The sequence below is a fragment of the Brenneria populi genome (genome assembly GCF_036016195.1).
GTDB classification, from domain to species: Bacteria; Pseudomonadota; Gammaproteobacteria; order Enterobacterales; family Enterobacteriaceae; genus Brenneria; species Brenneria populi.
Window position 1 is genome coordinate 503,535 of the sequence record NZ_JAYWTM010000004.1, and the last position, 24,268, is coordinate 527,802.

Consider the following 24,268-nt stretch of genomic DNA (forward strand, 5'->3'; position numbering starts at 1 on the left):
GCGATTACACTTTGAAATGTCCGATCGTCGCCGTCAAATCATCGGCCTGAGACTGCAACGCAGAAGAGGCCGCCGCTGACTCCTGAACCAACGCCGCATTCTGCTGCACCATCGAATCCAGCTGCGCGACCGCTTGGTTGATTTCGTGAATGCCGCGCATCTGTTCATCGGCCGCCTGGGTGATTTCAGACATTACCGTCGTCACCGTCGATACCCCGCCGACGATTTCATTCATGGTGGCGCTGGCCTGGCGCACCTGCGTCGAACCGGACGCAACGCTGGCAACGGTCGATTCAATCAGCGCCTTAATCTCTTTCGCCGCCTGCGCGCTGCGCTGCGCCAGATTACGCACCTCCCCGGCGACCACGGCGAAGCCGCGCCCCTGCTCGCCGGCCCGCGCCGCCTCTACGGCGGCGTTCAGCGCCAGGATGTTGGTCTGGAAGGCAATGCCGTCAATCACGCCGATAATATCGCCAATTTTGCCGGATGCGGCCACAATATCTTCCATGGTGACAATCACATCAGACACCACTTTTCCGCCGACGCCGGCCTCTTGCGCCAGCGTCAGAGCCTTTTCATTTACCTGCCGGGCAGACCCGGCGGACTGCGTGACGGCCGCGGAGATCTGTTCCAACGCCGCGGCCGTTTGCTGGATACTCGACGCCGCGGACTCGGTGCGCGACGACAGATCGTTATTCCCAGCCGAAATCTCATCCGCCGCCGTCTGCAGCGAACGGCTGATATCGCGGATCTGAATCATCACCTGGCCGAGCTTATCGATAAAGGTATTAAACGAACGTGCGATCTGCGCCACCTCATCATGCCCGTCATCGGGCAGGCGCTGCGTCAGATCGTTGTTGCCGTGGCTGATATCGTCCATCGCATCGCGGATCATCAGCAGGCGCTTCAGCGTTGAGGCGATCATCACGCCAACGATCAGCGTGCCTAACAGCGCGATCGCCACCAGCGTGCCAATCGACGTCGCCAGCAGAGAACGCATGCCCGCCGTCGCTTCTGTTTTATCAAGCGCCACCAGCATGAACCAATCCGTTCCTTTAATCGGCTTCGCAAGCACCTGTTTGGTCGCGCCGTTGAAGACCACGTCAACGGGCGATGCCGACGTCAGAAGTTCGTTCAGCTTAATCTCGGGCGCAATCTCGCTGATATTTTTCAGCGTCAGTTGCTCATCCTGATGGGCGATGATCGCGCCATGGCGATCGATAAGTACGCCAAAGCTGGCCGGAGTCGGTTTGATCGACCTTACGTTTTCGATAACGCTGCGCATGGCGACATCGCCGCCCACCACGCCCTGCGCCCTGTTCTCCTCCAGGACCGGCGCGACAAAAGAGACCACCAGCGTATTGGTGATCATATCCACATAGGGCGCGGTCACCAGCGGGCCGCCGTTGCGCAGCGCCTGTTGATACCAGGGCCGGGCGGTGGGATCGTAATCGTCCGGAATGCCGCCGCGATCGGAAAACAGCGCGCGTTTATCCTCATATCCCATGTAAACGTTGAGAAAACCGCCGGAGGCGGCAATCTGCTTAAACAGCGGGACGGGAGCCGGCTCAATCAATACCCGATCGTGCAGCGCGGAGATCATCAACATCTTGGAGGCGACCCAGTCGCCGATCGCCTGGCTGTGGCTATTGGTCACCGCGTTCAGCGTGTTATCGATGGACTCCTCGTTGGCATTATTCGCCACGGTGTAATTAAGAAAGGTGTTAACTGCGAGCGAAAGTACGACAATGGTGGTGCAAGCTGCCAAAATGCGGGCTCGTGTCGTTTTTAGCATAGGGGCTTCTTAATATAGAGGGAAGATATGAATCATAACGGCACAATAAAATAAAACTTGAGGCGACTCACAGATCGGCGAATTGATTTATTCCCGTCATACTTCAGGCTGCGGGCGCGCTGGCTTTCCCGCGGCCGAATTATTTAGGGGGATATCAGGTCAATTAACAATTGTGGAAAGAGAGATTATCGCGTACTGAAAACCGAAAATGAGGGGATAAAAGGCTGCTTCGTCTTAATCACGAAAAACAGCCCATTAATTTTAAATAGCATCAGCAGGCTAAATCCGCCTCCGCCGACTACAGGTATTTACATAAATAAGACGTGGTTTCCGCCACTTCTAAATTGAATTCGCTTTGCCCCGGAACGGAAAACGATTCGCCCGGCGTGAATAGCCGCCAGTCGGCCTCGCCCGGCAATAAGACCTTTAGGGCGCCGCTGATGACCGTCATCTCTTCAGGCTGCCCGGTGCCGAACGTATATTCCCCGGCCTCCATCACGCCGACACTGGCACGGCCAATGCTATCGCTTTCAAAACCAATAGATTTTACTTTCCCGGCAAAATACTCATTAACATTCAGCATGGCTGCGCACCTATCATCGAAAAAATCCAAGAAAATTCATCATAAAAGGAGAACGGCGCCGCTGTCACCCTCTATTCAGCGATAAGCGCATCTATTCGATGAAAAACCTGTAATCGACGCGCGCCGTATCCGCGCAACGGGGCGCTAGGCGGCCGATAAGCGCAGAATCCGCATCACATTCGCGACGACGGTATGCGGCTCCTGCGTCGCATCAATGATGTGATGAGCCACGCTCTGGTAAAGCGCTTCGCGGGAAGCCAGCACATCGGCCATCTCTTCCGCGATAGGTCGGCCGGTCAGCGTTGGGCGCTGATGCGCCAGCGGGCTGCTTTCCAGACGCAGAGCCAGCAGCTCAGCGGGGACCCGAAGATAAATCACCGCACCTTTGTCGTGCATAAATCGCCGGTTCGACTCCGCCAGCACCATGCCGCCTCCGGTGGCGATCACGCGACGGCGCGTCGTCACATCCAGCAATGCCCGACTTTCCCGCCGGCGGAAGCCGGGCCACCCTTCCTGCGCCACGACTTCGGCAACCGTCATCTTGCTGTTCTGCTGCATAAAAACATCGGTATCGACAAAGTCGTACCCTAACGCCTGCGCCAGTTTTTTTCCTATCGTGGTTTTACCGCAACCTCTGGCTCCAACCATAAAAATGGGTTGTGTCATCTAATGATGTATCCTTATTTTCATCAAGCCCGTACTGAAAAACCTAATTCCGTTATCGGGTGGCCGATGGTTATACCCAATATATTTCAGGGTGAAGGCTATCGCCGCATGGCCGGATCATACCGAGAAAACCCGACAAGATAAAAGCCGCCGATAAAAACAGAAAGCCCCGCAATAAATAACGGGGCCATCGTCTTTTATCCGCGGCGATTTTCTATCTGAAACGCGTATCAGTAGGTATGGAAATATTCCTGAATCACCGCCGGATTCGAGGTTTTGGTCAGCGCCAGCATCAATAAGATACGTGATTTAGCCGGGTTCAGCGAATCGGAAACCAGGCCGGGCTGAGCGGCATCCGGCGGCACAATGCCGCTGCCGGTACGGCTGGAGCGAACCACTACGACGCCTTTGCTTTCGGCTTTGCGAATGCCGGCATCGCTGCGTTTGGACACGCTGCCCGCCCCCATGCCGGCATAAACAATCCCCTTCACGCCGTGAGCGATAGCCGCGTCATACATATATTCCGGATCGTCCTGATAGCCGTAAATAATATCCACCGCCGGCAATTTTTCCAGCCCGGAAACATCGAATACGGAACGCGTGGTGTGAACCTTATCCAGACGGTTCTGGAAATAGACTTTATCGCCGATGATTACGCCCAGATAGCCCTCCTCCGGCGCTTTAAAGGTATCCAGCGTCGAAGCGTTGGTTTTGGTAATGAAACGGGCGGAGCCGATACGGTCGTTCAGCACCACCATGACGCCGCGGCCGCGCGCATTTTTATCCGCCGCCACTTTAACCGCGCCGTACAGATTCATCGGGCCATCCGCGCTGATAGAGGTCGCCGGACGCATCGCCGCGGCAAAAACCACCGGCTTGTCGCTTTTCACCGTCAGGTTCAGAAAGTAAGGGGATTCATCCAGCGTATCCGTGCCGTGCGTGATGACAATGCCGTCCACATCGCTGCGCGCCAGCAGCTCATTGACCCTTTTGCTCAATTTCAGCAAAACATCGCTGGTCATATTCTCACTGCCGATATTGGCGACTTGCTCGCCGGTAATATTGGCGAGCGTTTTCAACTCCGGCACGGCATGAATCAGCGTATCCACGCCCAACGCGCCGGCTTTATAACCGGTGGTTTGCGTATTTGCCGCCGCGGACCCCGCAATCGTTCCGCCGGTAGCCAAAATCACCACGTTAGGCAAATTTTCCGCCGCCGTCGCCAGGGTGGAAAAACAAACAAAAATCACCAAAAACAGAGAGTTAAATATCCTTTTCATAACCAGTACCAACCCATATGATTAAAACGGCGGGCCTGAGAGCGCGTTGCCTGCCCCTGAACGCCGCCGGGTGAGTGATATACCATCGTCCGTCGGCAGCATAAGCCGACATGGACGCTTATCATGCCCCAGCGCCGATTGGCTGTATAGACCCGTCATACTTCAAGCGATATATGCGTTGGTTTTATGGCGTTGCTTGCCGGATATCATCAAGTGATACCGGATCTTTCGGGCCGTACCAACGCCAGGTTTGTTCCATACAGGGTTACCTTCTCGCTATTTATAGATAAATACGCCAAAACGCGTCTTTTCCACCCAAGCACGCGTTTTGGTCTGACAAATTTACGTTCACCATCCGTAGACAAACCGCTTATGGCAAGGGAAAGAGACGCTGAGACCCGTATGAAAACGCCTATCGCTGGAAAAAACACACCGCATGCGCCGCAGGACAATATCGCCAACGTCGCGTTACCTGACGAAGTTCAACCGCCTCGCTACGATCGCAAGGCGCTGAAAAGCCGTATCGTACATATAGGGTTCGGCGCTTTTCATCGCGCCCATCAGGCGCTGTTGACCGACCGCGTGCTCAATCGGCAGGGGGAAGACTGGGGCATTTGCGGGATTAGCCTGTTCGGCAATGAGAACCTGTTTAACAGCCTCAGACAGCAGGCTCATCGCTATAGCGTATTGGAAAAAAGGGCCGACGCCAATCAGTTGCTCGTCCGTTACCAAAACCCGTCGCTGAAACACCGCAGCTAGCAGATCGCCATGGACGGCACGCAGAAACTGCCGCAGAGGATGCTGGACTCTATTCGTCGCTGGCACATCGACCGCCGCAGCGACTATCGCTGTCTGCTGCTGGGCGTGGCCGGCTGGATGCGTTACGTCGGCGGCATAGACGACGCCGGGCGAGCCATTGATGTGCGCGATCCCATGGCTGAACAACTGCAGCGGATCGTAAGCGCGACGGAGGACGACTCCCCCCGAGTGCTGGCGCTGACCGCCGTATTCGGCGACGCGCTGCCGCAAAATGAAACCTTCGTCAACCGGCTGATTCAGGCTTACGCTTCGCTTCAGCGCCTCGGCGCCAAAGCCGCGGTCGCCGCGCTGAAACGCCGGAACCCTTGCGCACCTCAATCAGCTTTTCCAGTTCAAGCATGATCAGCGCTTCGCGCACTACGCTGCGGCTGACGCCGTAAGCGTCGGCGATTTCCCATCCAGAATTTCCGCGCGGATGTTCCCGCCTATGTGCTGATATAACCGCATATCCCCCCATCCCTTTATCCATTCGACCGCCACAGCCGGCAATTGGCAGGACCAATAACGCAATAAGTCGCCAACACGAAACCCGGAAACGTTTTCTACCTGAAACGCTTATGTTTATATCGGTTTTTACGCCGTTTCGTTCCGGTTATGGCTTGATTCCGCCGCGGATACAGGACAAGGGCGCGGAGGGCCAAAAGATCGGCCGACGGCCTAATCCCGGATAACGGCGCGACGCCGCCCGCGCGAGCCGTTGTCATTATTCGTTCATAAATATCGGCTATTTTTTACCGTTAAGGACGATCAGCATTAAAACAAGGCCCATGACTTCTCTGACTGTTTCACGCGAACAACAATATCTTTGGGGGCTGACCACGGCGCTGGATCTCTGCATTCCGGTTCCCGTCGTTTCTCCCGATACCGATAACGCCACCGTGTTACAGCTTTTCAGTAAAAATAAGGAGCTTGTCAGCCTGCCGGTGGTGGAGCACGGCCGTCCCTTCGGGCTCATCAGCCGCCATATCTTCATGTCTCAGATGTCTCGCCCCTTTTATCATGAGCTCTACGATAAAAAGAGCTGTATCGCCTTTATGGATAAAAACCCGCTGATCGTCGACGCCTCTTCTTCGCTGAACGACGTAGCGGAACAAACGGTGATCGCCGGGGATAAATCGCTGACCGACGGCTTTATCATTACGGAAAATGAGCAGTATATCGGTATCGGGCTCGGCATCGATCTGATCAAGGCCGTTTCCGACACCCACTCGCAGCAGCATCAGCAAATCATGCAAAGCATCGAATACGCCAGAGTGATTCAGGAAGCGATGCTGACAACCTCACGACGTTCGATGTCCGGCTCACTGACCGACTGGTGCCTGGTATGGGAACCAAGAGACTGCGTCGGCGGAGACTTTTATTACTTTAAAACCTATCCCAACGGTTGGCTCGCCGTCGTCGCGGACTGTACCGGGCATGGCGTTCCCGGCGCGTTTATGACGCTGATCCTCACCTCGGCGCTGGAGCAGGCGTTAACCCTGCATGGGCCGGAAATGCCTGACCGATTGCTGCAGAGCGTCAACCGCCATATCAAGAATACTCTCGGCCAGCGCAGCGAGAGGCTGCATCAGTCCTCCTCGAATGACGGCTGCGACGCCATTCTGGTTTTTTGCGATACCACCAATAACACGATCGTTTGGGCCAGCGCCCGTATGTCCGCCTTTGTGCTGAAACAGCAAACGGGCCAGTTGGAGAGCCTCGCCGCCGACCGTATGGGCGTCGGCTATACCGATACGCCTTACGACTACAGCTGGCCTTGTCATCAGCTGACGCTGGACGGCGACGATCTCTTTTTTACCACCACCGACGGTCTGACCGACCAAATCGGCGGCGAACGACAGACAATGTTCGGCAAACGCCGGCTCCAGGCGCTGCTGCTGCGTCATCAGGAGCAACCCATGCAAGCCTTTGCCGAGCAGCTGTTGCAAGCGCATATGGACTATCAGGGTAATCAGGTAAGACGGGATGACCTGACCTTTTGGGGCTTCCGCCATTGTTCGACATTTACTTAACCAGGTGAATCGGGATTATGCCAGATAGCAAGTACGCCGAAATTTTCGACTCAGCGTATCAACGGGACATTACGTTGTATTACGTCGGGTATTTTTCGCAAAACATCATCAGTTCGCTGGCTGAAACGGTGCGATTGCAGCTTGAAAAAAAACAGGTTCCCGCCGGCATACGCCGCAAATTATTCTCAGCGTTTGTTGAAATGGTACAGAACATCACCCGCTATTCCGCCGCCCACTTAACCGCCGTCGACCAGTTGAATGAAGTGCGTCACGGCTCGGTGTGCGTCGGTCATGAAAACGGGAAATATTTTTTACTTTGTGCGAATCAGGTTCATCCCGACGATATTGAAAAGCTGCGAGTGCGTCTTGAGCCGTTGCGTTATATGACTCTTGATGAAATCAAACTCGCCTATAAAGCCTCTCTGCGCGATGAAACGCCGCCCTGGAGCAAGGGAGCGGATATGGGGTTACTGACTGTCGCACGCGATGCCAGCGAACCGTTGCAGTTCACCTTTCGCGCGGATGCGCTGACGGGGCTGTCAACGTTTTATCTGAAGGCGATCATCTGAAATGGCGAACATTATCAATATGGAAAATCTCCACATCGCAGGGACGCCCTGTACACCGGCCGTAGATTTCTACTTTGATACTCATCGGCTTTCTCTAACCGGCGAGTCCTACCCTGAAAACGCGGCGGCGTTCTACCGCCCGTTGATCGAACAAATTCGGGATTATCTTCGGCTGTTAACCACCAAAAGCGATGCCGCGGAGGCGGATCTGCCGCCGGCCATCGAATTCCACGTATCGCTGGTTTACTTCAACAGTTCCAGCACCAAAATGCTATTCAGCCTGTTTAACGAGCTGAACCAGGCGGCGGAACATAAACTGCCCATTACTTTGCATTGGTATTACGACAAGGATGACGACATTGCGGAAGAGTTCGGTGAAGAACTACACATCGATTTTCCCGCGCTTGACTTCCACAGCCATGTTCTGGAGTAACCCACGATGAGTACCTTTGAGCTGTTCACGCCGGAATACGATATTCTTATCGCAGCGCGCAACGTCGCCACCCAGCAGAATATGCCGGCCGAGGTCTATCGGGACACGCTGCTGGCGCTGACCGAACATTACCAACGCCTGGTGCGGGAGTCCCATCGGCTGATTTCCCGCAGCGACCGCGCGGAAAAGGAATTGAACCGCCTGAACGCCCAATTGCACAAGCTGGCGAGCGAACTGGAGTACAAAGCCAGCCACGATCCGTTGACCAGCGTCTACAATCGCGGCGCGATCATTGAACGCATCAATCAAACGCTGGAGCACGATCAGGCCGCGCTTATCGTATTGGATATCGACCACTTTAAGCGGGTCAACGACGCCTTCGGCCACCCAATGGGCGACGCCGTGATCTGCGCGCTGACGACCCGGCTGCGGGAGGTGCTCAAGGGGAACGGCAGCATTGGCCGGGTGGGCGGCGAAGAGTTCACGATTTTGCTGGATAACTTCACCCTTGAGCAGGCCGTCTCTATCGCGCAGCGCATCCACTTCAGCCTGAACGACATTCCGCTGCATGTTTTGCCCCAGCACACCGTGACGGCCAGTTTCGGCGTGAGCTGGGCGCCGCCCCGAACCTGCTTCGATACGCTCTATGGTTCAGCGGATGCGGCGCTCTATAAGGCAAAGAACCGGGGCCGGAATTGCGTTGAATCTCAGTAACCGCTTCCCAGCCTGGCGCGGCTAACCGCTTCCCCGAGTTGCCATACCGCCATCGCGTAGTGGGTGCTGTGGTTATAGCGGGTAATGGCGTAAAAGTTAGGCAGACCGTACCAATATTGATAGCCGCTGCCGATATCCAGACGCAACAGGCTGGCCTCGGCGTAACCGCCCAGCGTGCTCATGGGTTTTAACCCGGCGGCCTGCAGCTCGGCGAGAGAGTAGCGCGTATTGAAGCCGTTTTTCAGCCCCGGCGCCTGCCCCAGCGCGGGAACGGCCACCAGCCCATTATTGACCCAGCCATGGGCCTTAAAGTAGTTGGCGACGCTGCCGATGGCGTCCACCGGATCCCACAGATTGATATGGCCATTGCCGTCGAAATCGACCGCATAGCTTTTAAACGATGACGGCATAAACTGGCCGTATCCCATCGCGCCGGCGTAAGACCCCCGCAGGCTGAGCGGATCGTTCCCTTCGGCACGGGCCATCAGCAGAAAGGTTTCCAATTCGCCGGTAAAGTATTCGGCGCGACGTGGATAGTCGAACGCCAGCGTCGCCAGCGCGTCAACGATCCGGGTTTTCCCCATCACCCGGCCCCAGCGGGTTTCTACGCCGATTATACCGACGATGATCTCCGGCGGAACCCCGTATGTCTCCCAGGCGCGTCGCAGCGCATCCTGATAGCGCCCCCAGAAAACCACGCCGTTTTGCACGTTATCCGGCGTGATGAACTGATTACGGTAGCGAAGCCAGGCGCCGTTAGGGCCAGACGGCGCCCCCGAGGTCGGCGCCTGCTTATCCATCAGGCGCAGCACCCAGTCCAACCGCTGCGCCTGGGCCAGAACATCATGCAGCTGTTGGCGGTCGAAACCGTGTTCATTCACCATCTTATCGACAAAGCGGCTCGTCGCCGGATTAAAAGCGAAGTCGCCGCTCAGCGGATGGCCCGCATGCGCCGGTTCGAGCAAAAAACCGCCCTTAAAGGGATTGCCCTGAGGCGCTTCGGGCGGCGACGTCGGCGTCGGTTTACTGCTACAGGCGGAGAGGAGTACAAGCACTGAGAGAAGAGTGGCCAAATGACGCATCAGATGTCCGTGTAACCGAATAAGGGAAAAGTAACCGTTATGGTAAATCATTGCCTAACGAGAAAAAACCGAAATCTGCGCCCCGAATCGCTCGCAATCCCGGGCGCATTAGAGCGTTAGTTTTTCTTCACAAACTCGGATTTCAGCTTCATCGCGCCAAAACCGTCAATCTTGCAATCGATATTGTGATCGCCTTCCACCAGGCGAATGCCTTTAACGCGCGTACCGATTTTCAATGTTGATGAACTTCCTTTAACTTTCAAATCCTTAATTACCGTCACGGTGTCGCCGTCCGCCAGCAAATTACCATTGGCGTCTTTGACGATCGGTCCCTCTTCCTCGACCGCCGCATCACCGCCCATCGCCCACACATGCCCACACTCCGGACAGTTCAGCAGATCGTTGTCCTGCCAGGCATATTCAGAGTCGCACTTAGGACAATTAGGTAACTGTTGCATGATAAAATTCCCAAAAATTTAAAAAATCAGATAAAAAACAAATAAAATCAATATGACTGTCGCCAGCTACGGATATTTTAACGTTTTATTCGCGCGGAGAGTAGCCGTCTCTTGAACCGGCAGTGAATCACTGCACGATTTTGCCATCCCGCAAGATGAACATGACTTTTCCGTCCCAAAATTCGGCGATAAAGATCTCTTCCGCCTTAAGCCCGCGCTGCGCAAGCTGCGCGTTAAGCCAGTCCTCATCCTTTTCTATCTGCTGCTCCAGTTCGTCATACCGGATCTTGCCGTCTTTCATAATAATGACGGACGGCATTTTCGCGTCATCGCAAACGACGGTAAGCTGGCCGCTGGGTTCGATTTGGGCATAGCTGACCTGGCGAAAAGAGTTGATACCCTGCGAGTGAAGCTGGGACGCGACATTCAGGATATCGATTTTGTTTTTCTTACGCAGAATATTGTCCATCAGGAAGCGTCCCTTCTTCACAATGGGAAGCGGATCGCCGATGGCGATGGAGCGAAACAGGCTAACGTGCTTGGTGATGGCATTGAGCAACGATATCAGCCCGACGCCGATAAGTAACACAATGATATATTGATGCAGCGGTATGCTGTCGCTGTAGATGACCCCGCCGATAATCCCCCCCAAAACAAAGTTGCCGATAAAATCAACCGGCGTCATCTGCGAAAGCTGAGTTTTGCCCGAGAGGTTTAGATGCATAATGACGATAAAAAAGCCGATAATGAATTTTATTAAAATAAATCCGTAATAGCCCATATTTCCTCTATTCGCCCTGTTTACGGTATTTGCCATAAAAACATCCGCGCCGGAACCAACGAAAACGGCCGCCAAAGGCGCGTTCACCGGCGCGATGCCCGCATATAATGAAGGTTATAGATGAAAATCGGCGCGCGTGCCAATGGCGCGCCCGGGCGGGCGTTCACCCGTCCGCTGCGCGCGTTCCCCCCCTAGCCGCACATTTCACATCAGCATGACGTGCAAAAACGCCAGCGACGTTTCCTGCTCAAGCCGGGTTAACCGCCGGTATAGCGCGCCGGCCTCGGGCAATGCGGCGCAGCAGTCGGCAAACTTGCGCTGCCGCTCGTCATCGCTAAAGGGTTCGCTGATGTCGCCTTTCGCATTGAGCCGCTGGGCGCTTAGCCTGCGGCCATCTTTTAGCGTGATGGTCACAATATGCGGCAGATTGTTCCCCTCCTCCTCTTCCGCCTCACTCCAACTGGTCATGCCTACCCGGCCCAGCTTGTCCGCCACGGCCTGGCCGGCGACCCGTTCCGGCGTAAAATCCGCGACGCTTAACGCCCCGTTATGCAAAAGAACGGAGACGCAGTAAGGCATGGAAAAACGCGCCTGCATCTCATTTTGGGGCAAGGGGTAAGCCAGATTGCGTCGGTTTGCGATCCCCACTTTAACCGCGACGTTCACGACATCGTCGGCGCTAAACGAATGCCGCGCCCGCAAATCGCTGATGGCGTCCAGAACCCGGTGCGTTGACCCGCAGCAGGGGTGTTTTTTCGGCAGAACGCCGTCGGTTTCAATGACGTGTTGCGATAAAGTCGGCCACCTTGCGATATCCGCCGATGGAAAATGCTTGCCGGCAAAGAGCTGATAAAAGCCCTGCTCGCCTTCAATAATATCCAGACGACCGGACATGCCGACGGCGGCAAGCGTCGCCGCTTCCACCGCGTTACGCGCCGCCATGCCGGCATGAAACGGTTTCAACGGCGTGCCGAACTGCCCCTTAACGCCGCCGGCAAGGCTGACGGCGATACTCAACGTCCGGGCGATCCCCGCTTGGTCCAGCCCTTTCAGCCAGGCGACGCCGGCGGCGGTGCCGATACAGCCCACGGTAGAGGTGCCGTGCCAGCCCGCGGTGTAATGCGACGGCCCCACGACCGAACCGACGAACGCCTGCGCCTGCAAACCAATCAGATAGGCGTCGATCAGATCGCCGCCGCCGCGCTTCTCCTCCAGCGCTATCGCCAGCAATGCCGGCACCAGCACCGCCGAAGCATGGCTCATTCCCGGCGCAAAATTATCGTCGTAGTCGATGGCGTGCGCCGCGGTGGCGTTAATCAGCGCGCAGACCGCCGCCGGCCGCGGCTGGTAGGCCGACCACGCCTGCCGCACCGCGCGGCTGGAGAAATCATTACGCCCGGCATACAGGCACGCCAGCGTATCGATAATGGCCTCACGGGCCCGTTGTCTGGCTGCCTGGCTAAACGGCGGTTTACGCGCGCACCAGGCGGCGATAGTTTCAATCACCGTCATATTTTTCTCGCAAAGAAAGCGTATTAAACGGAAAGCGCCGCCATTGCCGCGACGGCCCGGAGGCGAATTGCGCCGTGTTATGCCTCGCTGGCGGCGAGAAAACGCCGGGTATACTCTTCGCGGGCGCCTCCGCGCCGCAGAGCGTCCGCGCTCAGCTCCTCCAGCAGCTTGCCCTGATGCATAATCGCCACCCGTTGGCACAGATGCGTCACCACCGCCAGATCGTGCGTCACCATCAGGTAGGTCAAACTGCGCTGCCGACGCATGGCGGCAAGCAGATTAAGAATTTCGGCCTGCACCGACACATCCAGCGCGGAAGTGGGCTCGTCCAGCAACAGTACGGAAGGTTCGGTAATCAGCGCCCTAGCGATGGCGACCCGCTGGCGCTGACCGCCGGATAGCTGGTGCGGATAACGGTAACGGAAGGCGTCCGACAAGCCGACGGCGTTCAGCGCGTCGCTGATCCGCTCCTCGTGGCGATCCAGTTTGTGCAGTTGCAGCGGCTCGCGCAGCGCGCTGTACACCATTTTGCGCGGATGGAGCGAGGCATAGGGATCCTGAAACACCATCTGCACCTGGCGATAAAAGGCTTTATCGCGCACCGGATGCTGTTCGCGGTTGGCGAACAGAATCGCCCCCTGGTAATGGCTGTTCAGCCCGGCGAGCGCGCGCAGAATGGTGGACTTGCCGCAGCCGGATTCGCCGATCAGCCCGTAGCTTTCGCCTTCCGCCAGCGTGAAGCTGACATCGCTGACCACTTGACGCCGCATCACCCCTTCGCCGAAAGCGATATTGAGATCGACGACTTCCACGCTGCGTTGTGAGGCTGGAATGATCATAGGGCGACTCCGTTACGGTAGCTGGGGCCGGTTAACCAGGCCGGATCGCGCGCCGGCACGCTCAGGGTCTCCACCGGATGATGCAGGCGCGGCTGACTGGCCAACAAGGCTTGGGTATAAGGATGGCGGGCGTCGTGCAGCCGGCTGGCGAGGATCTCCTCCACCACGCGCCCGGCGTACATAACCAACACCCGGTCGCAGAAGCGCGACACCAGATTCAGATCGTGGGTGATAAACAACAATCCGGTATTGCGACGGGCCAGCTGTTCGTCGAGGATCGCCAGCACCTGCTGACGCACGGTGACATCCAGCGCCGAGGTCGGCTCGTCGGCGATGATCAGATCCGGTTCCGGGATCAGCATCATGGCGATCATCACGCGTTGCCCCATGCCGCCGGAAATTTCATGAGGGTAGCGTTCAAACACATTTTCACAGTCGAGAATATGCACCGACTCCAGCATCGCCAGCGCTTTTTCACGGGCGACCTTGTAACCGACGCGCGTATGCAGACGATAGGCCTCGGTGATCTGGTGGCCGATGCGCATCAGCGGATTCAGGGAAAATTTGGGATCCTGCAAAATCATCGAAATGCGATTGCCGCGCACGGCGCGCATCTGTTTTTCGCTGGCGTTCAGCAGATCGATCTCGCCGAAGCGGATCGCCCTGGCGCTGATGCGGCCGATTTTCGGCGTCAGCTTGAGCAGCGCGCGGCAGGTCTGCGATTTACCGGATCCCGACTCGCCGACAACCGCCACTTTTTCGCGCCCGACCTGAAAGGAGACGTCCCGCACCGCGTGGTTGTCCTCATGAGCGCCTTTAAACACAATATTCAGACCCTGTACGTCAAGCAGAATGTCACTCATGGCGAAGATCCATTACGTCGCGCAGGCCGTCGCCAAGCAGGTTGAAGGCCAGACTGGTGAAAAGGATGGCTAAACCGGGGATGGCGGCGATCCAACCGTTATTGAGCATAAACTCGCGTCCCGACGCCAGCATGGCGCCCCATTCCGGGCTGGGCGCCTGCGCGCCTAATCCGAGAAAACCAAGCCCGGCGGCGGTCAGAATGATGGCCGCCATATTCAGCGTCACCCGCACCACCACCGACGGCAGACACATGGGAATGATATGGAACAGAATAATGTGCCAGGAGGAGGCGCCCTGTAAGCGCACCGCCGCAATGTAATCCATCTTGCGGATCGACAGCGTTTCCGCCCGCGCCAGACGGGCGATAGGCGGCCAGGACGACAGGGAAATGGCGATAATCGCGTTTTCGATGCCCGGCCCGAGCGCGGCGACAAACGCCAGCGCCAGAATCAGGCTGGGAAACGCCAGAAAAATATCCACCAGGCGCATCAGCACCGTATCCACCCAGCCGCCGAGGTAGCCCGCCGTGGTGCCGATCGCCAGCCCCAAGGGCGTAATGATGACGGCGGTCAGCGCCGCGATATAGAGCGTGATGCGCGCGCCGTACAACAGCCGGCTGTAGATATCCCGCCCCAACTCATCGGTGCCGAGCCAGTTTTCCAGGCTGGGCGTTTGCAGACGATTGCCCAGATCCTGCGTATAGATGTCGTGGCTGGCCAGCCAGGGGGCGAACAGCGCGGCGAAAACGATGACCAATAGCACTATCAGACCGAAGAGAGCCGAATGATTGGCGCAAAAACGGCGCCATTGGATCCACATTTGCTGCATACGCGCCTGAAACGGCGTGGCCGGCGCCGGCGCGCTCAGCCAATTGCGCAGAGACGAACGGGATTGGGCGGCAGGCGATTTATTCGTCAAATCAGTCATTGGTCCTCCTGGCGCGTGCGGGGATCGAACAGGCGGTACAGTAAATCGCAAATCAGATTAAGCACGACGAAGATCGCGCCGGTTAACAGCGCGCAGCCCACCACCGCGTTCATATCGCCCGCCAGCAGCGCATTGGTGAGATAGCGGCCGAACCCCGGCCAGGCGAAAACGGTTTCGGTCAGTACCGCCCCCTCCAGCAGCCAGGCCCAGGAGAGCGCGACCACCGTCAGCGTCGGCACCGCGATATTGCGCAGCGCGTGCACCCAGACGCAGCGCGCCCAGGACAATCCTTTCACCCGCGCGGTGATAATGTACTCTTGGGATAACTGTTCGATCATAAAGCTGCGGGTCATACGGCTGATATAGGCCAGCGAACTCAGGCCGAGAATCGAGGCCGGCAGGATAATATGGCTGAAAACGTTCTTGAACATCGCCCAGTTACGGGCAAGCGCGCTGTCGATCAGCCAGAAGCCGGTGACCGGGCGCAGATCGAATTCATAGATAAAATCGATACGTCCCGGCCCGCCGATCCAGCCCAGCGAGGCGTAGAACAGCAGCAGCCCCATCAGGCCAAGCCAGAAATGCGGCGTCGAGTAGCTCAGCAGGCCGATAAAACGGATCAGATGATCAAACCAGGAATTGCGGTACATGGCGGACAGCACCCCGGCCGGGATGCCCAGTCCGGTGCCGACGATCGCCGCCAGCGTGGCCAGTTCCAGCGTGGCGGGAAACACGCGCGCGATATCCTGCGCGACCGGGTGGCTGGTGGTCAGGGCCGTACCGAAGTCAAGATGCGCCAGCTGCCAGAGATAATCGGCGAACTGTTTCCACAGCGGCTGGTCAAGCCCCAATTGGACATACATGGTGTCATAGGCTTCCTGACTGGCGTTGTCGCCAATCACCGCCACCACCGGGTCGATCGGCAGCAGCCGGCCGATAAAGAAGGTCAAGGCCGCCAGTCCCAGCAGCGTACAGAAGATGGAGATCGCGCCTTTTATCAGCCTCAGCAAGCGGCGATAGCGTAACGCCCATACCAGGTTCATCGGTTGTTGCGAACATACCTGCGACATTGACGCCCCTCCGGTTATTTGCTTGCCGCGTTGTACCAGACGCGGAAACCATTCCAGGTCCAGTTCTTCACCGCCGGGCTGACGCCGGCGGTGTTATACATCTGGAACATAATGGCCATCGGCCCTTCCTCCATCACTGCGCGCTGAAGCTCGGCGTACTTTTCAATCCGCTTGCTTTCATCCGCTTCCAGCAGCGCGGCCCCGACCTGCTTATTCAGCTCCTCGTTATAAAACGCGGCGCGCCAGCTGGGGTACTGCGTGGCGCGGGCTTCCTTACGGTTATCGGGGTTAAAGACCAGACGGGAGGCGTTGCCGTGCGCATCCGGCACGGCGGTCTGCCACGCCATCATGGCGCTGGAAAATTCGCGTCCGCGCGCCCGGCTAAACAGCTGCGCGTTCGCCATGCGCTCCAGCTTCAGTTGAACGCCGATTTTGGCGGCGTTCTGCTGAATGCTTTGAGCGATAGGCGCGGAGTGCGGCAAGGTGCCGAAAATCACGCTGGAGGAGAACCCGTCGGGATAACCGGCTTCGGTCAGCAGCCGTTTGGCTTTTTCCAAATCCAGCTTGAAAGGCTGCCCCTGTTTTTCATCCAGCGCGCCGAACGCGCCGAGCTGGACAAAGCTGGCGCGGGGAACGCCAAGGTAGGGCATCACATTTTTCGCCAGGCCGTCGTAGTCGATCAGATAGCGCATCGCCAGGCGGACCTTGGGGTTTTTGAAGATCGGATCTTCGCTATTGAAGGTCCAGAAAAACAGCTGGGGCTTCAGCACTTTTTCCACGCGCACCTTACCGCCTTCGTCGAGCGTTTTCAGATCGTCGGCGGAAAGATCGCGCGCCACATCCACATCGCCCTGCGTCAGCAACAATCGCTGGGTGCCCGTTTCCGCCACGTGACGAATCAGCACGCGTTTCAGCGCCGGCGGCGTCGACCAGTAGTTCTCCGTCGCCTGTAACACCACGCCCTCGCCCGCATTCCAGCGCATCAGCTGATAGGGGCCGACGCAGGCGGTGCGGGTGGAGAGATATTTATGGCCGAAGTCGCCGTTGACCGCCTCTTTTTCCAACAGCTTGCGGTTCAGCAGGGAGGAAACCACGTTCGCGGCGATGGCCTGCAACACCAGATTGGTGGGATAGGGTTTATCCAGCTTCATGACCAGCGTTTTATCGTCCGGCGCGGTGATGGTCTGGTCGACGTTCTCCTTATTGAAGCCGTAATCGGTAATCGCGGCGGCGTTGCCGTATCCCAGCTTCACCACGCGCTGCATCGACCAGGCGAGATCGCCGGCGGCGGCGGGCGAGCCGTCGGGGAATCGCAAATTATCCCGCAAATGAAAGGTGATCTGCCGATGATCCGCCGAGACATCCCAGCTTTCGGCCAGATTGGGCGCCACCTTTCTTTCGTCTGCGGCGTCAAATTTAACCAGCGAATCGCAGGTATTCAGCACAATCTCATTGGTGACCACTTCGCCAATCTGCGCCGGATCCCAGGTGCTGATAGCGTCAATATTCCAGGCCATCACCAGCGAGTCGGGCGGCGTAGCGGCGTGGCCGGCCGCGCTGATAAAACCGGAAAACACCCATGCTGCGGTAATCGTATTGAGTTTGATCATTGAACGAGCTCCAGCGTATTGAAAAGTGGATTAAAGGTTCTCCGGGCGCGGCTGAATCGGCGGTTGAACCTCGGCCGGAATAGGACAGCGGTAGGGCGTTTCCGCGGTCTGCTCGGCGTGGGCCGCCTTCGCCCGCGCCAGCAGCGCCGCGTCCGTCAACGCGTCAATAGCCGTGGCGGCCATGATTTTGGCGACATGCGCCAGCCCTTTATGCGCGGCGGGCATTTTCCCCTGGGCGGTCAACTGCCATGAATGGCCCGGCGTGCCGATGGCCATCGTCGGGACATGCGCCTGTACGGTGGGGATCACCCAGCTGACGTCGCCGACGTCGGTGGAGCCGATCATGATTTCACCCTGAACATCCAGCGGGATAAGGTAATCGCTGAGCGGCTTTAACTGCGCGGGCTTCATGCCGGCGCGGCGATAGTCGCTGGCGATCTCCTCCGGGCTTAACGTGGACTGAATTTCGGCGGCGAAAGCCATATCCTCGGCATCGAACGGCACCGGCCCCAGCGCTTCGAAATTGCGCTGCATCGCCTCCTCCAGCGGACGGTTGCCCAGCAGATTGGAAACGGCGCTCATAATGCTGATAGCCACCTGGGTATCCGTCATCATGGCGGCGCCGTTGGCCACGCGCGTCACCCGTTCGTTGAGATCGAACATGGTACGCACATCGCGGGCGCGAATGGCGTAACGAACGGCGGCCTTCGCCTGCACCACATTCGGCGCGATACCGCCGGAATCGAGCATCGCATAGTGAATGCGGCAATCCTGCGGCACATGTTCGCGCAGAAACTGAACGCCGACGTTCATCAGCTCGACGGCATCCAGCGCGCTGCGGCCCAGATGAGGCGAAGCGGCGGCATGGGAAGAACGCCCGGTAAAATGGAAATCCATCCGGGTGTTGGCCAGCGATCGCGGCTTCGCCACTTCATGATGGGAGTTGGGGTGCCAGGTAATGGCGACATCGACGCCGTCAAACGCGCCGGCGCGCGCCATAAAGGATTTGGCGGCGCCGCCCTCTTCGGCAGGACAGCCGTAATAGCGCACCCGTCCCGGCAGGCCGGTTTGCTCCAGCCACGTTTTGATCGCCGCGGCGGCCAGCATCGCCGCCGCGCCCAGCAGATTATGCCCGCAGCCGTGTCCGTTGCCGTTTCCCGGCAGCGGGCACGGTGTGGCGACGCCGGACGCCTGGCTAAGCCCCGGCAAGGCGTCATACTCGCCCAGAATGGCGATGACGGGGCCGCCCTCGCCCGCTTCTCCCATCACCGCGGTGGGAATATCGGCGACGTTTTCCGTCACGCGGAATCCCTGTTTTTTCAGCATCGCCGTGTGCTCGGCCACGGAACGATACTCCGCGTAGCAAATTTCCGGCATACCCCAGACGCGATCGCTCAAATCACAAAACTCAGCCTTGAGCTCATCCACCCATTTCCAGACTAACTCTTTATTTTGCATGACGATCCTTAGAATTTAGCGTTATGCGGAACGACGGGCGCATCGGGCCCCGGAGAGCCTCCAGAATGCGACAAAAATAATCCGCAATGCCAATGAGCAATTCACACCCCCTATTCCAAAAATTCATAGTTTGGCGCAGGTCATGCCCAGGAAGACGCCCCCCGGCCACCGCGCTGCCGTACGGCAACGTAGCGGCGCTCAGGCGCAGGAATCAGGAGAGAAAACGGAAAGGTTCTATACCCAAAATAATTCGAGTTGTAGGAAGGCGGCGACGCAGGGAATCCCCAGGAGCTTACCGCAGTAAGTGACTGGGGCGAGCGAGGAAAGCCAACGCACCTGTAGCTTGAAGGATGACGGGTATAATGCGCGCAGCCCTAAGCCGCGGCGGGATAAACGTCGGAAATGGGGCCGATTAACCCACGGCCAGCTCCGGCAGGACGGAAGCCGCCGCGAGTCGCCAGAACTCTTCACCTTGCCGGTTGCGCAGCGCCGGCTGTCGGTACAAACGGATATCCAGCGGCAGATCCCAATGGCTATCGCCCGCGCAGATCAGCTCGCCGCCGGCAAGCTCCTCCTTCACCAGGCTTTCCGGCAGCCAGGCGACCCCGGTGCCGGATAGCGCCATCGCCTTGAGATTGATCGACATGCTGTTTTCATAGATCGGCTCCAGCGGCAACGGTTTGACGAGCAGCATTTGCGTGAGCGCATGGGCAAAAAACGAATGTTTGCCATAGCTCAACCAGGGAACCGGATCGCGCGAAAATCCGATCGGATAGAGCGGACGCCCCCGGCCATCCGGGCGACAGACCGCAATCGCGCGCTCGCTCCCCAGCGTCAGCATGGGGTAAGCGGCGAGCTGCTTGATTAACGACACCGAATCATGGGCATAGGTCAGCAGGAAATCCGTCTCGCCGCCGTGCAGCAAAGAAATATGTTCGACAAACGTCGGCTTTTGATCGCACAGCCGTATGTAGCCCATACGCTGCTGGCGATTAACGTGCTTAAACCACTCGGGGAAAAACGTCAGCGACAGGGTATTCAGCATGGCGAAGCGCATAACCGCGGTGCGTTTCTCATAGCGCTGATGCATATTACTGCGCAAGTGCGCCATGGCGAACACGGTTTCATTGGCCGTGGCGAGAAACGCCTGGCCTTCCGGCGTCAAGGTCACGGGATAGGTTTTACGATCGAACAGCGGCACGCCGAGCCACTCTTCCAGCTGGCGAATACGGCGGCTCAAGGCGGATTGCGTGATATGGCGCTCATTGGCGGCGCGGGTAAAACTATAACAACGTGAGACGCTGAGGAAATCTTCAAACCATTTCAGCTCCATAGCAAGAAACCTCTGTCTGGACGAAAGGGAACAAAGTATTTTTCGACTAGGGGTTAACTTAAAAGCAATAATCACGCCATATTTAAAATTATAGAAAATCAGAAAGTTATCTGAAAATCGCGTCACTCCGCAGCACAAAAAACCGGCAGCAATGCACAAAAAAAGTGCGATACGACTCATTGTCGTAACGGCAACCCTTTGCACGCATTGCGCAGCGTAAATCGTTATCTTTCCGCGCATCCCGATATCAATGGCTCGCATATCGGCTCTCTCTGTCCGAATTCGACCACATTGATCTCTTTTCCGATCGCCTTCGGGCTGCGCTTCGTTTGCTTCATCGTCCGGGCAAGGCTGCGGGCCGTCTCGCATGCGCGAACGATATCGGCAAAATCAGATACATTTCCCATCGCGGCTCTGATAACTTCCCATCGTGCTTTACCGCCGTTCGTCGCCCGACACCCGCGCGGCGCTGGATGATGTAGATTTTTTCCGTATCACCGATTTTCACACCGAAGCCCGCGGGTGAATCGCGGTGGTCGTCGGTGATAAGATAGGATTTTCGTCCCAGGCGAGAAACATCGATGATACGCTCTTCGGGATCGCTGACCGACTTCACATCAACAAATAACTTATTGATATAATAGAATGATTGAGCGGTATTCTTATCTAAGCGTCCCAGATGCCTATCAGCCCGATAGGATAGCAGCCCATCCTATCCAGGATGCGCCCGGCATACCCATTTATGGATTCAGGCGGTTTTTGGGCGATGTATCAACGGCCGCCTGAGCTAACGGAAAGATTAAAAATCGAGTAAAATCAATATGACTGAAGCCACAGACAAGGACTTCACCGCCCACACGCCAATGATGCAGCAGTACTTCAAACTGAAGGCGCAGCACCCGGAAATTCTGCTGTTTTACCGTATGGGCGACTTTTATGAGATGTTTTACGACGATGCCAAGCGAGCATCCCAGCTTTTAGATATCTCGCTGACGAAACGGGGAGCCTCCGCCGGCGAGCCCATTCCGATGGCCGGCGTGCCCCACCACGCGGTGGAAAACTACCTGGCGAAGCTGGTGCAGCTGGGCGAATCGGTCGCCATCTGCGAACAGATCGGCGATCCCGCCGCCAGCAAAGGGCCGGTTGAGCGCAAAGTAGTGCGCATCGTCACGCCCGGCACCATCAGCGATGAAGCGCTGCTGAAAGAAAAACAGGACAATCTGTTAGCCGCCATCTGGCAGGACGGGCGGGGATTCGGCTACGCCACGCTGGATATCGGCTCCGGTCGTTTCCGCGTAACCGAACCCGGCGATCGGGAAACGATGATCGCGGAGCTGCAGCGCACCAATCCGGCGGAGCTGCTCTATCCCGAATCTTTTGAATCCATGTCGTTGATCGAGCATCGTCACGGATTACGCCGTCGCCCGCTATGGGAGTTTGAGCTGGATACCGCCCGCCAACAGTTAAACCTGCAGTTCGGTACCCGCGACCTCACCGGGTTCGGCGTTGAACAGGCGAAACTCGCGCTGCGCGCCGCCGGCTGTTTGCTGCAATACGCCAAAGATACGCAGCGTACCTCGCTGCCCCATATTCGCGGCATCACCATGGAACGCCAGCAGGACGGCATCATTATGGACGCCGCCACGCGGCGCAATCTGGAGCTGACGCAAAACCTGTCCGGCGGTACGGAAAATACGCTGGCCGCGGTGCTGGACTGCACGGTGACGCCAATGGGCAGCCGAATGTTAAAGCGCTGGCTGCATATGCCCAGCCGCGACATTGAGACGCTGACCCGCCGCCAGCGATCCATCGGCGCCTTGCAGGATCTCAGCGCCGAATTACAGCCCTATCTGCGGCAGGTCGGCGACCTGGAGCGCATTCTGGCGCGTCTGGCGCTCCGCTCCGCCCGCCCGCGCGATTTGGCGCGCATGCGTCACGCCTTCCAGCAGCTTCCCGATATCCGCGCGCTACTGGCGCCGCTGGAAACCGACTATATTCGCCAGTTGGTCGAGCAGATTGGACAGTTTGACAAGTTGCGCGATCTGCTTGAACGCGCGGTGGTGGAAGCGCCGCCGGTGCTGGTGCGCGACGGCGGCGTTATCGCCCCGGGCTACAGCGCGGAGCTGGATGAGTGGCGGGCGCTGGCGGACGGCGCCAGCGATTATCTGGACCGGCTTGAGATCCGCGAACGCGAAAAGCTGGGAATCGATACGCTCAAGGTCGGCTTCAACGGCGTGCATGGTTACTACATTCAGGTCAGCCGCGGCCAGAGCCATCTGGTGCCGATACATTACGTCCGCCGCCAGACGTTAAAAAACGCCGAGCGCTACATCATTCCCGAGCTGAAAGAGTACGAAGACAAGGTGCTGACCTCCAAAGGCAAGGCGCTGTCGCTGGAAAAAGCGCTCTATGATAAGCTGTTCGACCTGTTGCTGCCGCATCTGGCGGAGCTGCAACAGAGCGCCTCGGCCCTGGCCGAACTGGATGTGCTGGCGAATCTGGCGGAGCGCGCCTATACGCTCAATTATGTCTGCCCGACGCTCAGCGATAAGCCCGGCATCAACATCGCCGGCGGACGCCATCCGGTGGTGGAACAGGTTCTCAGCGAACCCTTTATTTCCAACCCGCTGTCGCTGTCGCCGCAGCGCCGCATGCTGATTATCACCGGTCCCAACATGGGGGGAAAAAGCACCTATATGCGTCAGGCGGCGTTAATCGTCCTGATGGCGCACATCGGCTGCTTCGTTCCGGCGGATCGGGCGGTGATCGGCCCGGTAGACCGCATTTTCACTCGCGTCGGCGCGGCCGACGACCTGGCCTCCGGCCGTTCGACCTTTATGGTGGAGATGACGGAAACCGCCAATATCCTGCATAACGCGACGGAAAACAGCCTGGTATTGATGGATGAAATCGGCCGCGGCACCTCGACCTATGACGGCCTCTCCCTGGCCTGGGCCTGTGCGGAAAACCTGGCCAACAAGATCAAGTCCATGACGCTGTTCGCCACCCACTATTTTGAATTAACCAATCTGCCGGAAAAAATGGAAGGCGTGGCGAACGTGCATCTGGACGCGCTGGAGCACGGCGATACCATCGCATTCATGCACAGCGTGCAGGACGGCGCGGCCAGCAAAAGCTATGGCCTGGCGGTCGCGGCGCTGGCGGGCGTGCCGAAAGATGTCATTAAGCGGGCGCGCAAAAAGCTCAAGGAGCTGGAGACGCTGTCGAACAACGCATCGACGAGCCATATCGACGGCGCGCAGCTGACGCTGCTGGGCAACGAAGAGCCGTCGCCCGCCGTCGAGGCCCTGGAAGCCATCGATCCCGACGCGTTGACGCCGCGCCAGGCCTTGGATTGGCTATACCGCCTGAAGAAAATGCTGTAATCCCCGGCGATAGGGCTACGCAAAGCCAAAAGGCGCCGAACGATCGGCGCCTTTCTTATTTACCTTATTACTTACTC

General features: G+C 57.7%; 21 protein-coding genes and 3 pseudogenes. 7 read left to right on the forward strand and 17 right to left on the reverse strand.

What is annotated here, in order from left to right:
- Positions 1–4: 4 nt before the first annotated feature.
- The 5 genes and pseudogenes from VSX58_RS07105 to VSX58_RS22495 all read right to left on the reverse strand — a co-directional run.
- Entirely contained in the window at positions 5–1,795 is a 1,791-nt protein-coding gene (locus VSX58_RS07105; RefSeq protein WP_327617475.1) for a methyl-accepting chemotaxis protein, read from the reverse strand.
- Between the two features lie 298 nt (positions 1,796–2,093).
- Positions 2,094–2,378, reverse strand: a complete 285-nt coding sequence (gene ppnP / locus VSX58_RS07110) for a pyrimidine/purine nucleoside phosphorylase (RefSeq protein ID WP_327612679.1) — start codon at positions 2,376–2,378, stop codon at positions 2,094–2,096.
- Positions 2,379–2,522: 144 nt separating this feature from the next.
- Positions 2,523–3,044 carry a shikimate kinase AroL gene (gene aroL / locus VSX58_RS07115; protein ID WP_327612678.1) on the reverse strand — a complete coding sequence of 174 codons (522 nt, stop codon included), beginning with the start codon at positions 3,042–3,044 and terminating at the stop codon, positions 2,523–2,525.
- A gap of 230 nt (positions 3,045–3,274) precedes the next feature.
- Positions 3,275–4,324, reverse strand: a complete 1,050-nt coding sequence (locus VSX58_RS07120) for a type II asparaginase (RefSeq protein WP_327617476.1) — start codon at positions 4,322–4,324, stop codon at positions 3,275–3,277.
- A gap of 193 nt (positions 4,325–4,517) precedes the next feature.
- Positions 4,518–4,583 (reverse strand): annotated as a pseudogene (locus tag VSX58_RS22495) (hypothetical protein); the annotation flags it as partial.
- Between the two features lie 143 nt (positions 4,584–4,726).
- On the opposite strand from VSX58_RS22495, the pseudogene VSX58_RS22570 reads away from it, so the two are divergent.
- Both VSX58_RS22570 and VSX58_RS22575 read left to right on the forward strand, forming a co-directional pair.
- Positions 4,727–5,047, forward strand: a pseudogene (locus VSX58_RS22570) (mannitol dehydrogenase family protein); the annotation flags it as partial.
- A gap of 45 nt (positions 5,048–5,092) precedes the next feature.
- Complete coding sequence (locus VSX58_RS22575; RefSeq protein ID WP_433913807.1) at positions 5,093–5,485, forward strand: mannitol dehydrogenase family protein; 393 nt, start codon at positions 5,093–5,095, stop codon at positions 5,483–5,485.
- On the opposite strand, the pseudogene VSX58_RS07130 reads toward VSX58_RS22575, so the two are convergent.
- Positions 5,436–5,590: pseudogene (locus VSX58_RS07130) on the reverse strand (GntR family transcriptional regulator); the annotation flags it as partial. The gene VSX58_RS22575 and the pseudogene VSX58_RS07130 overlap by 50 nt on opposite strands.
- Before the next feature lie 320 nt (positions 5,591–5,910).
- Here VSX58_RS07130 and VSX58_RS07135 point away from each other — a divergent pair.
- From VSX58_RS07135 to VSX58_RS07150, 4 genes are read left to right on the forward strand one after another with little or no spacing between them, the layout of a single operon-like run.
- Positions 5,911–7,155, forward strand: coding sequence for a SpoIIE family protein phosphatase (locus VSX58_RS07135; RefSeq protein ID WP_327617477.1), 1,245 nt, complete (start codon positions 5,911–5,913; stop codon positions 7,153–7,155).
- A 14-nt stretch (positions 7,156–7,169) separates the two neighbouring features.
- A complete protein-coding gene (locus VSX58_RS07140; RefSeq protein WP_327617545.1) occupies positions 7,170–7,724 on the forward strand; it encodes a SiaB family protein kinase in 555 nt (184 codons plus the stop codon).
- Position 7,725: 1 nt separating this feature from the next.
- A complete protein-coding gene (locus VSX58_RS07145; RefSeq protein WP_327612672.1) occupies positions 7,726–8,157 on the forward strand; it encodes a DUF1987 domain-containing protein in 432 nt (143 codons plus the stop codon).
- Between the two features lie 6 nt (positions 8,158–8,163).
- Complete coding sequence (locus VSX58_RS07150) at positions 8,164–8,871, forward strand: GGDEF domain-containing protein (protein WP_327617478.1); 708 nt, start codon at positions 8,164–8,166, stop codon at positions 8,869–8,871.
- Here the strand turns inward: VSX58_RS07150 and mltB are convergent.
- The 11 genes from mltB to VSX58_RS07205 all read right to left on the reverse strand — a co-directional run bounded on the left by mltB (position 8,865) and on the right by VSX58_RS07205 (position 20,805).
- Complete coding sequence (gene mltB / locus VSX58_RS07155; protein ID WP_327617479.1) at positions 8,865–9,953, reverse strand: lytic murein transglycosylase B; 1,089 nt, start codon at positions 9,951–9,953, stop codon at positions 8,865–8,867. The genes VSX58_RS07150 and mltB overlap by 7 nt on opposite strands.
- A 116-nt stretch (positions 9,954–10,069) precedes the next feature.
- Positions 10,070–10,411 (reverse strand): zinc ribbon domain-containing protein YjdM, encoded by a 342-nt coding sequence (locus tag VSX58_RS07160; RefSeq protein WP_327612669.1) that lies wholly within the window; start codon positions 10,409–10,411, stop codon positions 10,070–10,072.
- Between the two features lie 127 nt (positions 10,412–10,538).
- The gene (locus VSX58_RS07165) at positions 10,539–11,192 is read right to left on the reverse strand and encodes a DUF421 domain-containing protein (RefSeq protein ID WP_327612826.1); all 654 of its coding nucleotides are present in this window, start codon (positions 11,190–11,192) and stop codon (positions 10,539–10,541) included.
- Positions 11,193–11,396: 204 nt separating this feature from the next.
- Entirely contained in the window at positions 11,397–12,704 is a 1,308-nt protein-coding gene (locus tag VSX58_RS07170) for an MmgE/PrpD family protein (RefSeq protein ID WP_327617480.1), read from the reverse strand.
- Positions 12,705–12,781: 77 nt separating this feature from the next.
- On the reverse strand, positions 12,782–13,543 hold the full coding sequence (locus VSX58_RS07175) for an ABC transporter ATP-binding protein (RefSeq protein ID WP_327617481.1): 762 nt from the start codon (positions 13,541–13,543) through the stop codon (positions 12,782–12,784).
- Entirely contained in the window at positions 13,540–14,406 is an 867-nt protein-coding gene (locus VSX58_RS07180; RefSeq protein ID WP_327617482.1) for an ABC transporter ATP-binding protein, read from the reverse strand. The genes VSX58_RS07175 and VSX58_RS07180 overlap by 4 nt, the downstream gene beginning before the upstream one ends.
- On the reverse strand, positions 14,399–15,334 hold the full coding sequence (locus VSX58_RS07185) for an ABC transporter permease (RefSeq protein ID WP_407654854.1): 936 nt from the start codon (positions 15,332–15,334) through the stop codon (positions 14,399–14,401). The genes VSX58_RS07180 and VSX58_RS07185 overlap by 8 nt, the downstream gene beginning before the upstream one ends.
- Entirely contained in the window at positions 15,331–16,404 is a 1,074-nt protein-coding gene (locus tag VSX58_RS07190; protein ID WP_407654855.1) for an ABC transporter permease, read from the reverse strand. Before VSX58_RS07190 ends, VSX58_RS07185 begins: the two co-directional genes overlap by 4 nt.
- Before the next feature lie 14 nt (positions 16,405–16,418).
- A complete protein-coding gene (locus VSX58_RS07195; RefSeq protein ID WP_327617483.1) occupies positions 16,419–18,014 on the reverse strand; it encodes an ABC transporter substrate-binding protein in 1,596 nt (531 codons plus the stop codon).
- Positions 18,015–18,044: 30 nt separating this feature from the next.
- A complete protein-coding gene (locus VSX58_RS07200) occupies positions 18,045–19,472 on the reverse strand; it encodes an amidohydrolase (protein WP_327617484.1) in 1,428 nt (475 codons plus the stop codon).
- Between the two features lie 412 nt (positions 19,473–19,884).
- Complete coding sequence (locus VSX58_RS07205) at positions 19,885–20,805, reverse strand: LysR family transcriptional regulator (protein ID WP_327617485.1); 921 nt, start codon at positions 20,803–20,805, stop codon at positions 19,885–19,887.
- Between the two features lie 821 nt (positions 20,806–21,626).
- On the opposite strand from VSX58_RS07205, the gene mutS reads away from it, so the two are divergent.
- A complete protein-coding gene (mutS, locus tag VSX58_RS07210; RefSeq protein ID WP_327617486.1) occupies positions 21,627–24,191 on the forward strand; it encodes a DNA mismatch repair protein MutS in 2,565 nt (854 codons plus the stop codon).
- The last annotated feature ends 77 nt before the right edge of the window (positions 24,192–24,268 follow it).

Bases quoted from the DNA above. Each gene is read 5' to 3' on its own strand.
- VSX58_RS07165 (WP_327612826.1), bottom strand. From the start codon at position 11,192: ATGGGCTATTACGGATTTATTTTAATAAAATTCATTATCGGCTTTTTT.
- aroL (WP_327612678.1), bottom strand. From the start codon at position 3,044: ATGACACAACCCATTTTTATGGTTGGAGCCAGAGGTTGCGGTAAAACC.
- VSX58_RS07150 (WP_327617478.1), top strand. From the start codon at position 8,164: ATGAGTACCTTTGAGCTGTTCACGCCGGAATACGATATTCTTATCGCA.
- VSX58_RS07200 (WP_327617484.1), bottom strand. From the start codon at position 19,472: ATGCAAAATAAAGAGTTAGTCTGGAAATGGGTGGATGAGCTCAAGGCT.
- VSX58_RS07190 (WP_407654855.1), bottom strand. From the start codon at position 16,404: ATGTCGCAGGTATGTTCGCAACAACCGATGAACCTGGTATGGGCGTTA.
- VSX58_RS07180 (WP_327617482.1), bottom strand. From the start codon at position 14,406: ATGAGTGACATTCTGCTTGACGTACAGGGTCTGAATATTGTGTTTAAA.
- VSX58_RS07205 (WP_327617485.1), bottom strand. From the start codon at position 20,805: ATGGAGCTGAAATGGTTTGAAGATTTCCTCAGCGTCTCACGTTGTTAT.
- mutS (WP_327617486.1), top strand. From the start codon at position 21,627: ATGACTGAAGCCACAGACAAGGACTTCACCGCCCACACGCCAATGATG.
- VSX58_RS07170 (WP_327617480.1), bottom strand. From the start codon at position 12,704: ATGACGGTGATTGAAACTATCGCCGCCTGGTGCGCGCGTAAACCGCCG.
- mltB (WP_327617479.1), bottom strand. From the start codon at position 9,953: ATGCGTCATTTGGCCACTCTTCTCTCAGTGCTTGTACTCCTCTCCGCC.
- VSX58_RS07145 (WP_327612672.1), top strand. From the start codon at position 7,726: ATGGCGAACATTATCAATATGGAAAATCTCCACATCGCAGGGACGCCC.
- VSX58_RS07195 (WP_327617483.1), bottom strand. From the start codon at position 18,014: ATGATCAAACTCAATACGATTACCGCAGCATGGGTGTTTTCCGGTTTT.
- ppnP (WP_327612679.1), bottom strand. From the start codon at position 2,378: ATGCTGAATGTTAATGAGTATTTTGCCGGGAAAGTAAAATCTATTGGT.
- VSX58_RS07160 (WP_327612669.1), bottom strand. From the start codon at position 10,411: ATGCAACAGTTACCTAATTGTCCTAAGTGCGACTCTGAATATGCCTGG.
- VSX58_RS07120 (WP_327617476.1), bottom strand. From the start codon at position 4,324: ATGAAAAGGATATTTAACTCTCTGTTTTTGGTGATTTTTGTTTGTTTT.
- VSX58_RS07175 (WP_327617481.1), bottom strand. From the start codon at position 13,543: ATGATCATTCCAGCCTCACAACGCAGCGTGGAAGTCGTCGATCTCAAT.
- VSX58_RS07135 (WP_327617477.1), top strand. From the start codon at position 5,911: ATGACTTCTCTGACTGTTTCACGCGAACAACAATATCTTTGGGGGCTG.
- VSX58_RS07105 (WP_327617475.1), bottom strand. From the start codon at position 1,795: ATGCTAAAAACGACACGAGCCCGCATTTTGGCAGCTTGCACCACCATT.
- VSX58_RS07185 (WP_407654854.1), bottom strand. From the start codon at position 15,334: ATGACTGATTTGACGAATAAATCGCCTGCCGCCCAATCCCGTTCGTCT.
- VSX58_RS22575 (WP_433913807.1), top strand. From the start codon at position 5,093: ATGGACGGCACGCAGAAACTGCCGCAGAGGATGCTGGACTCTATTCGT.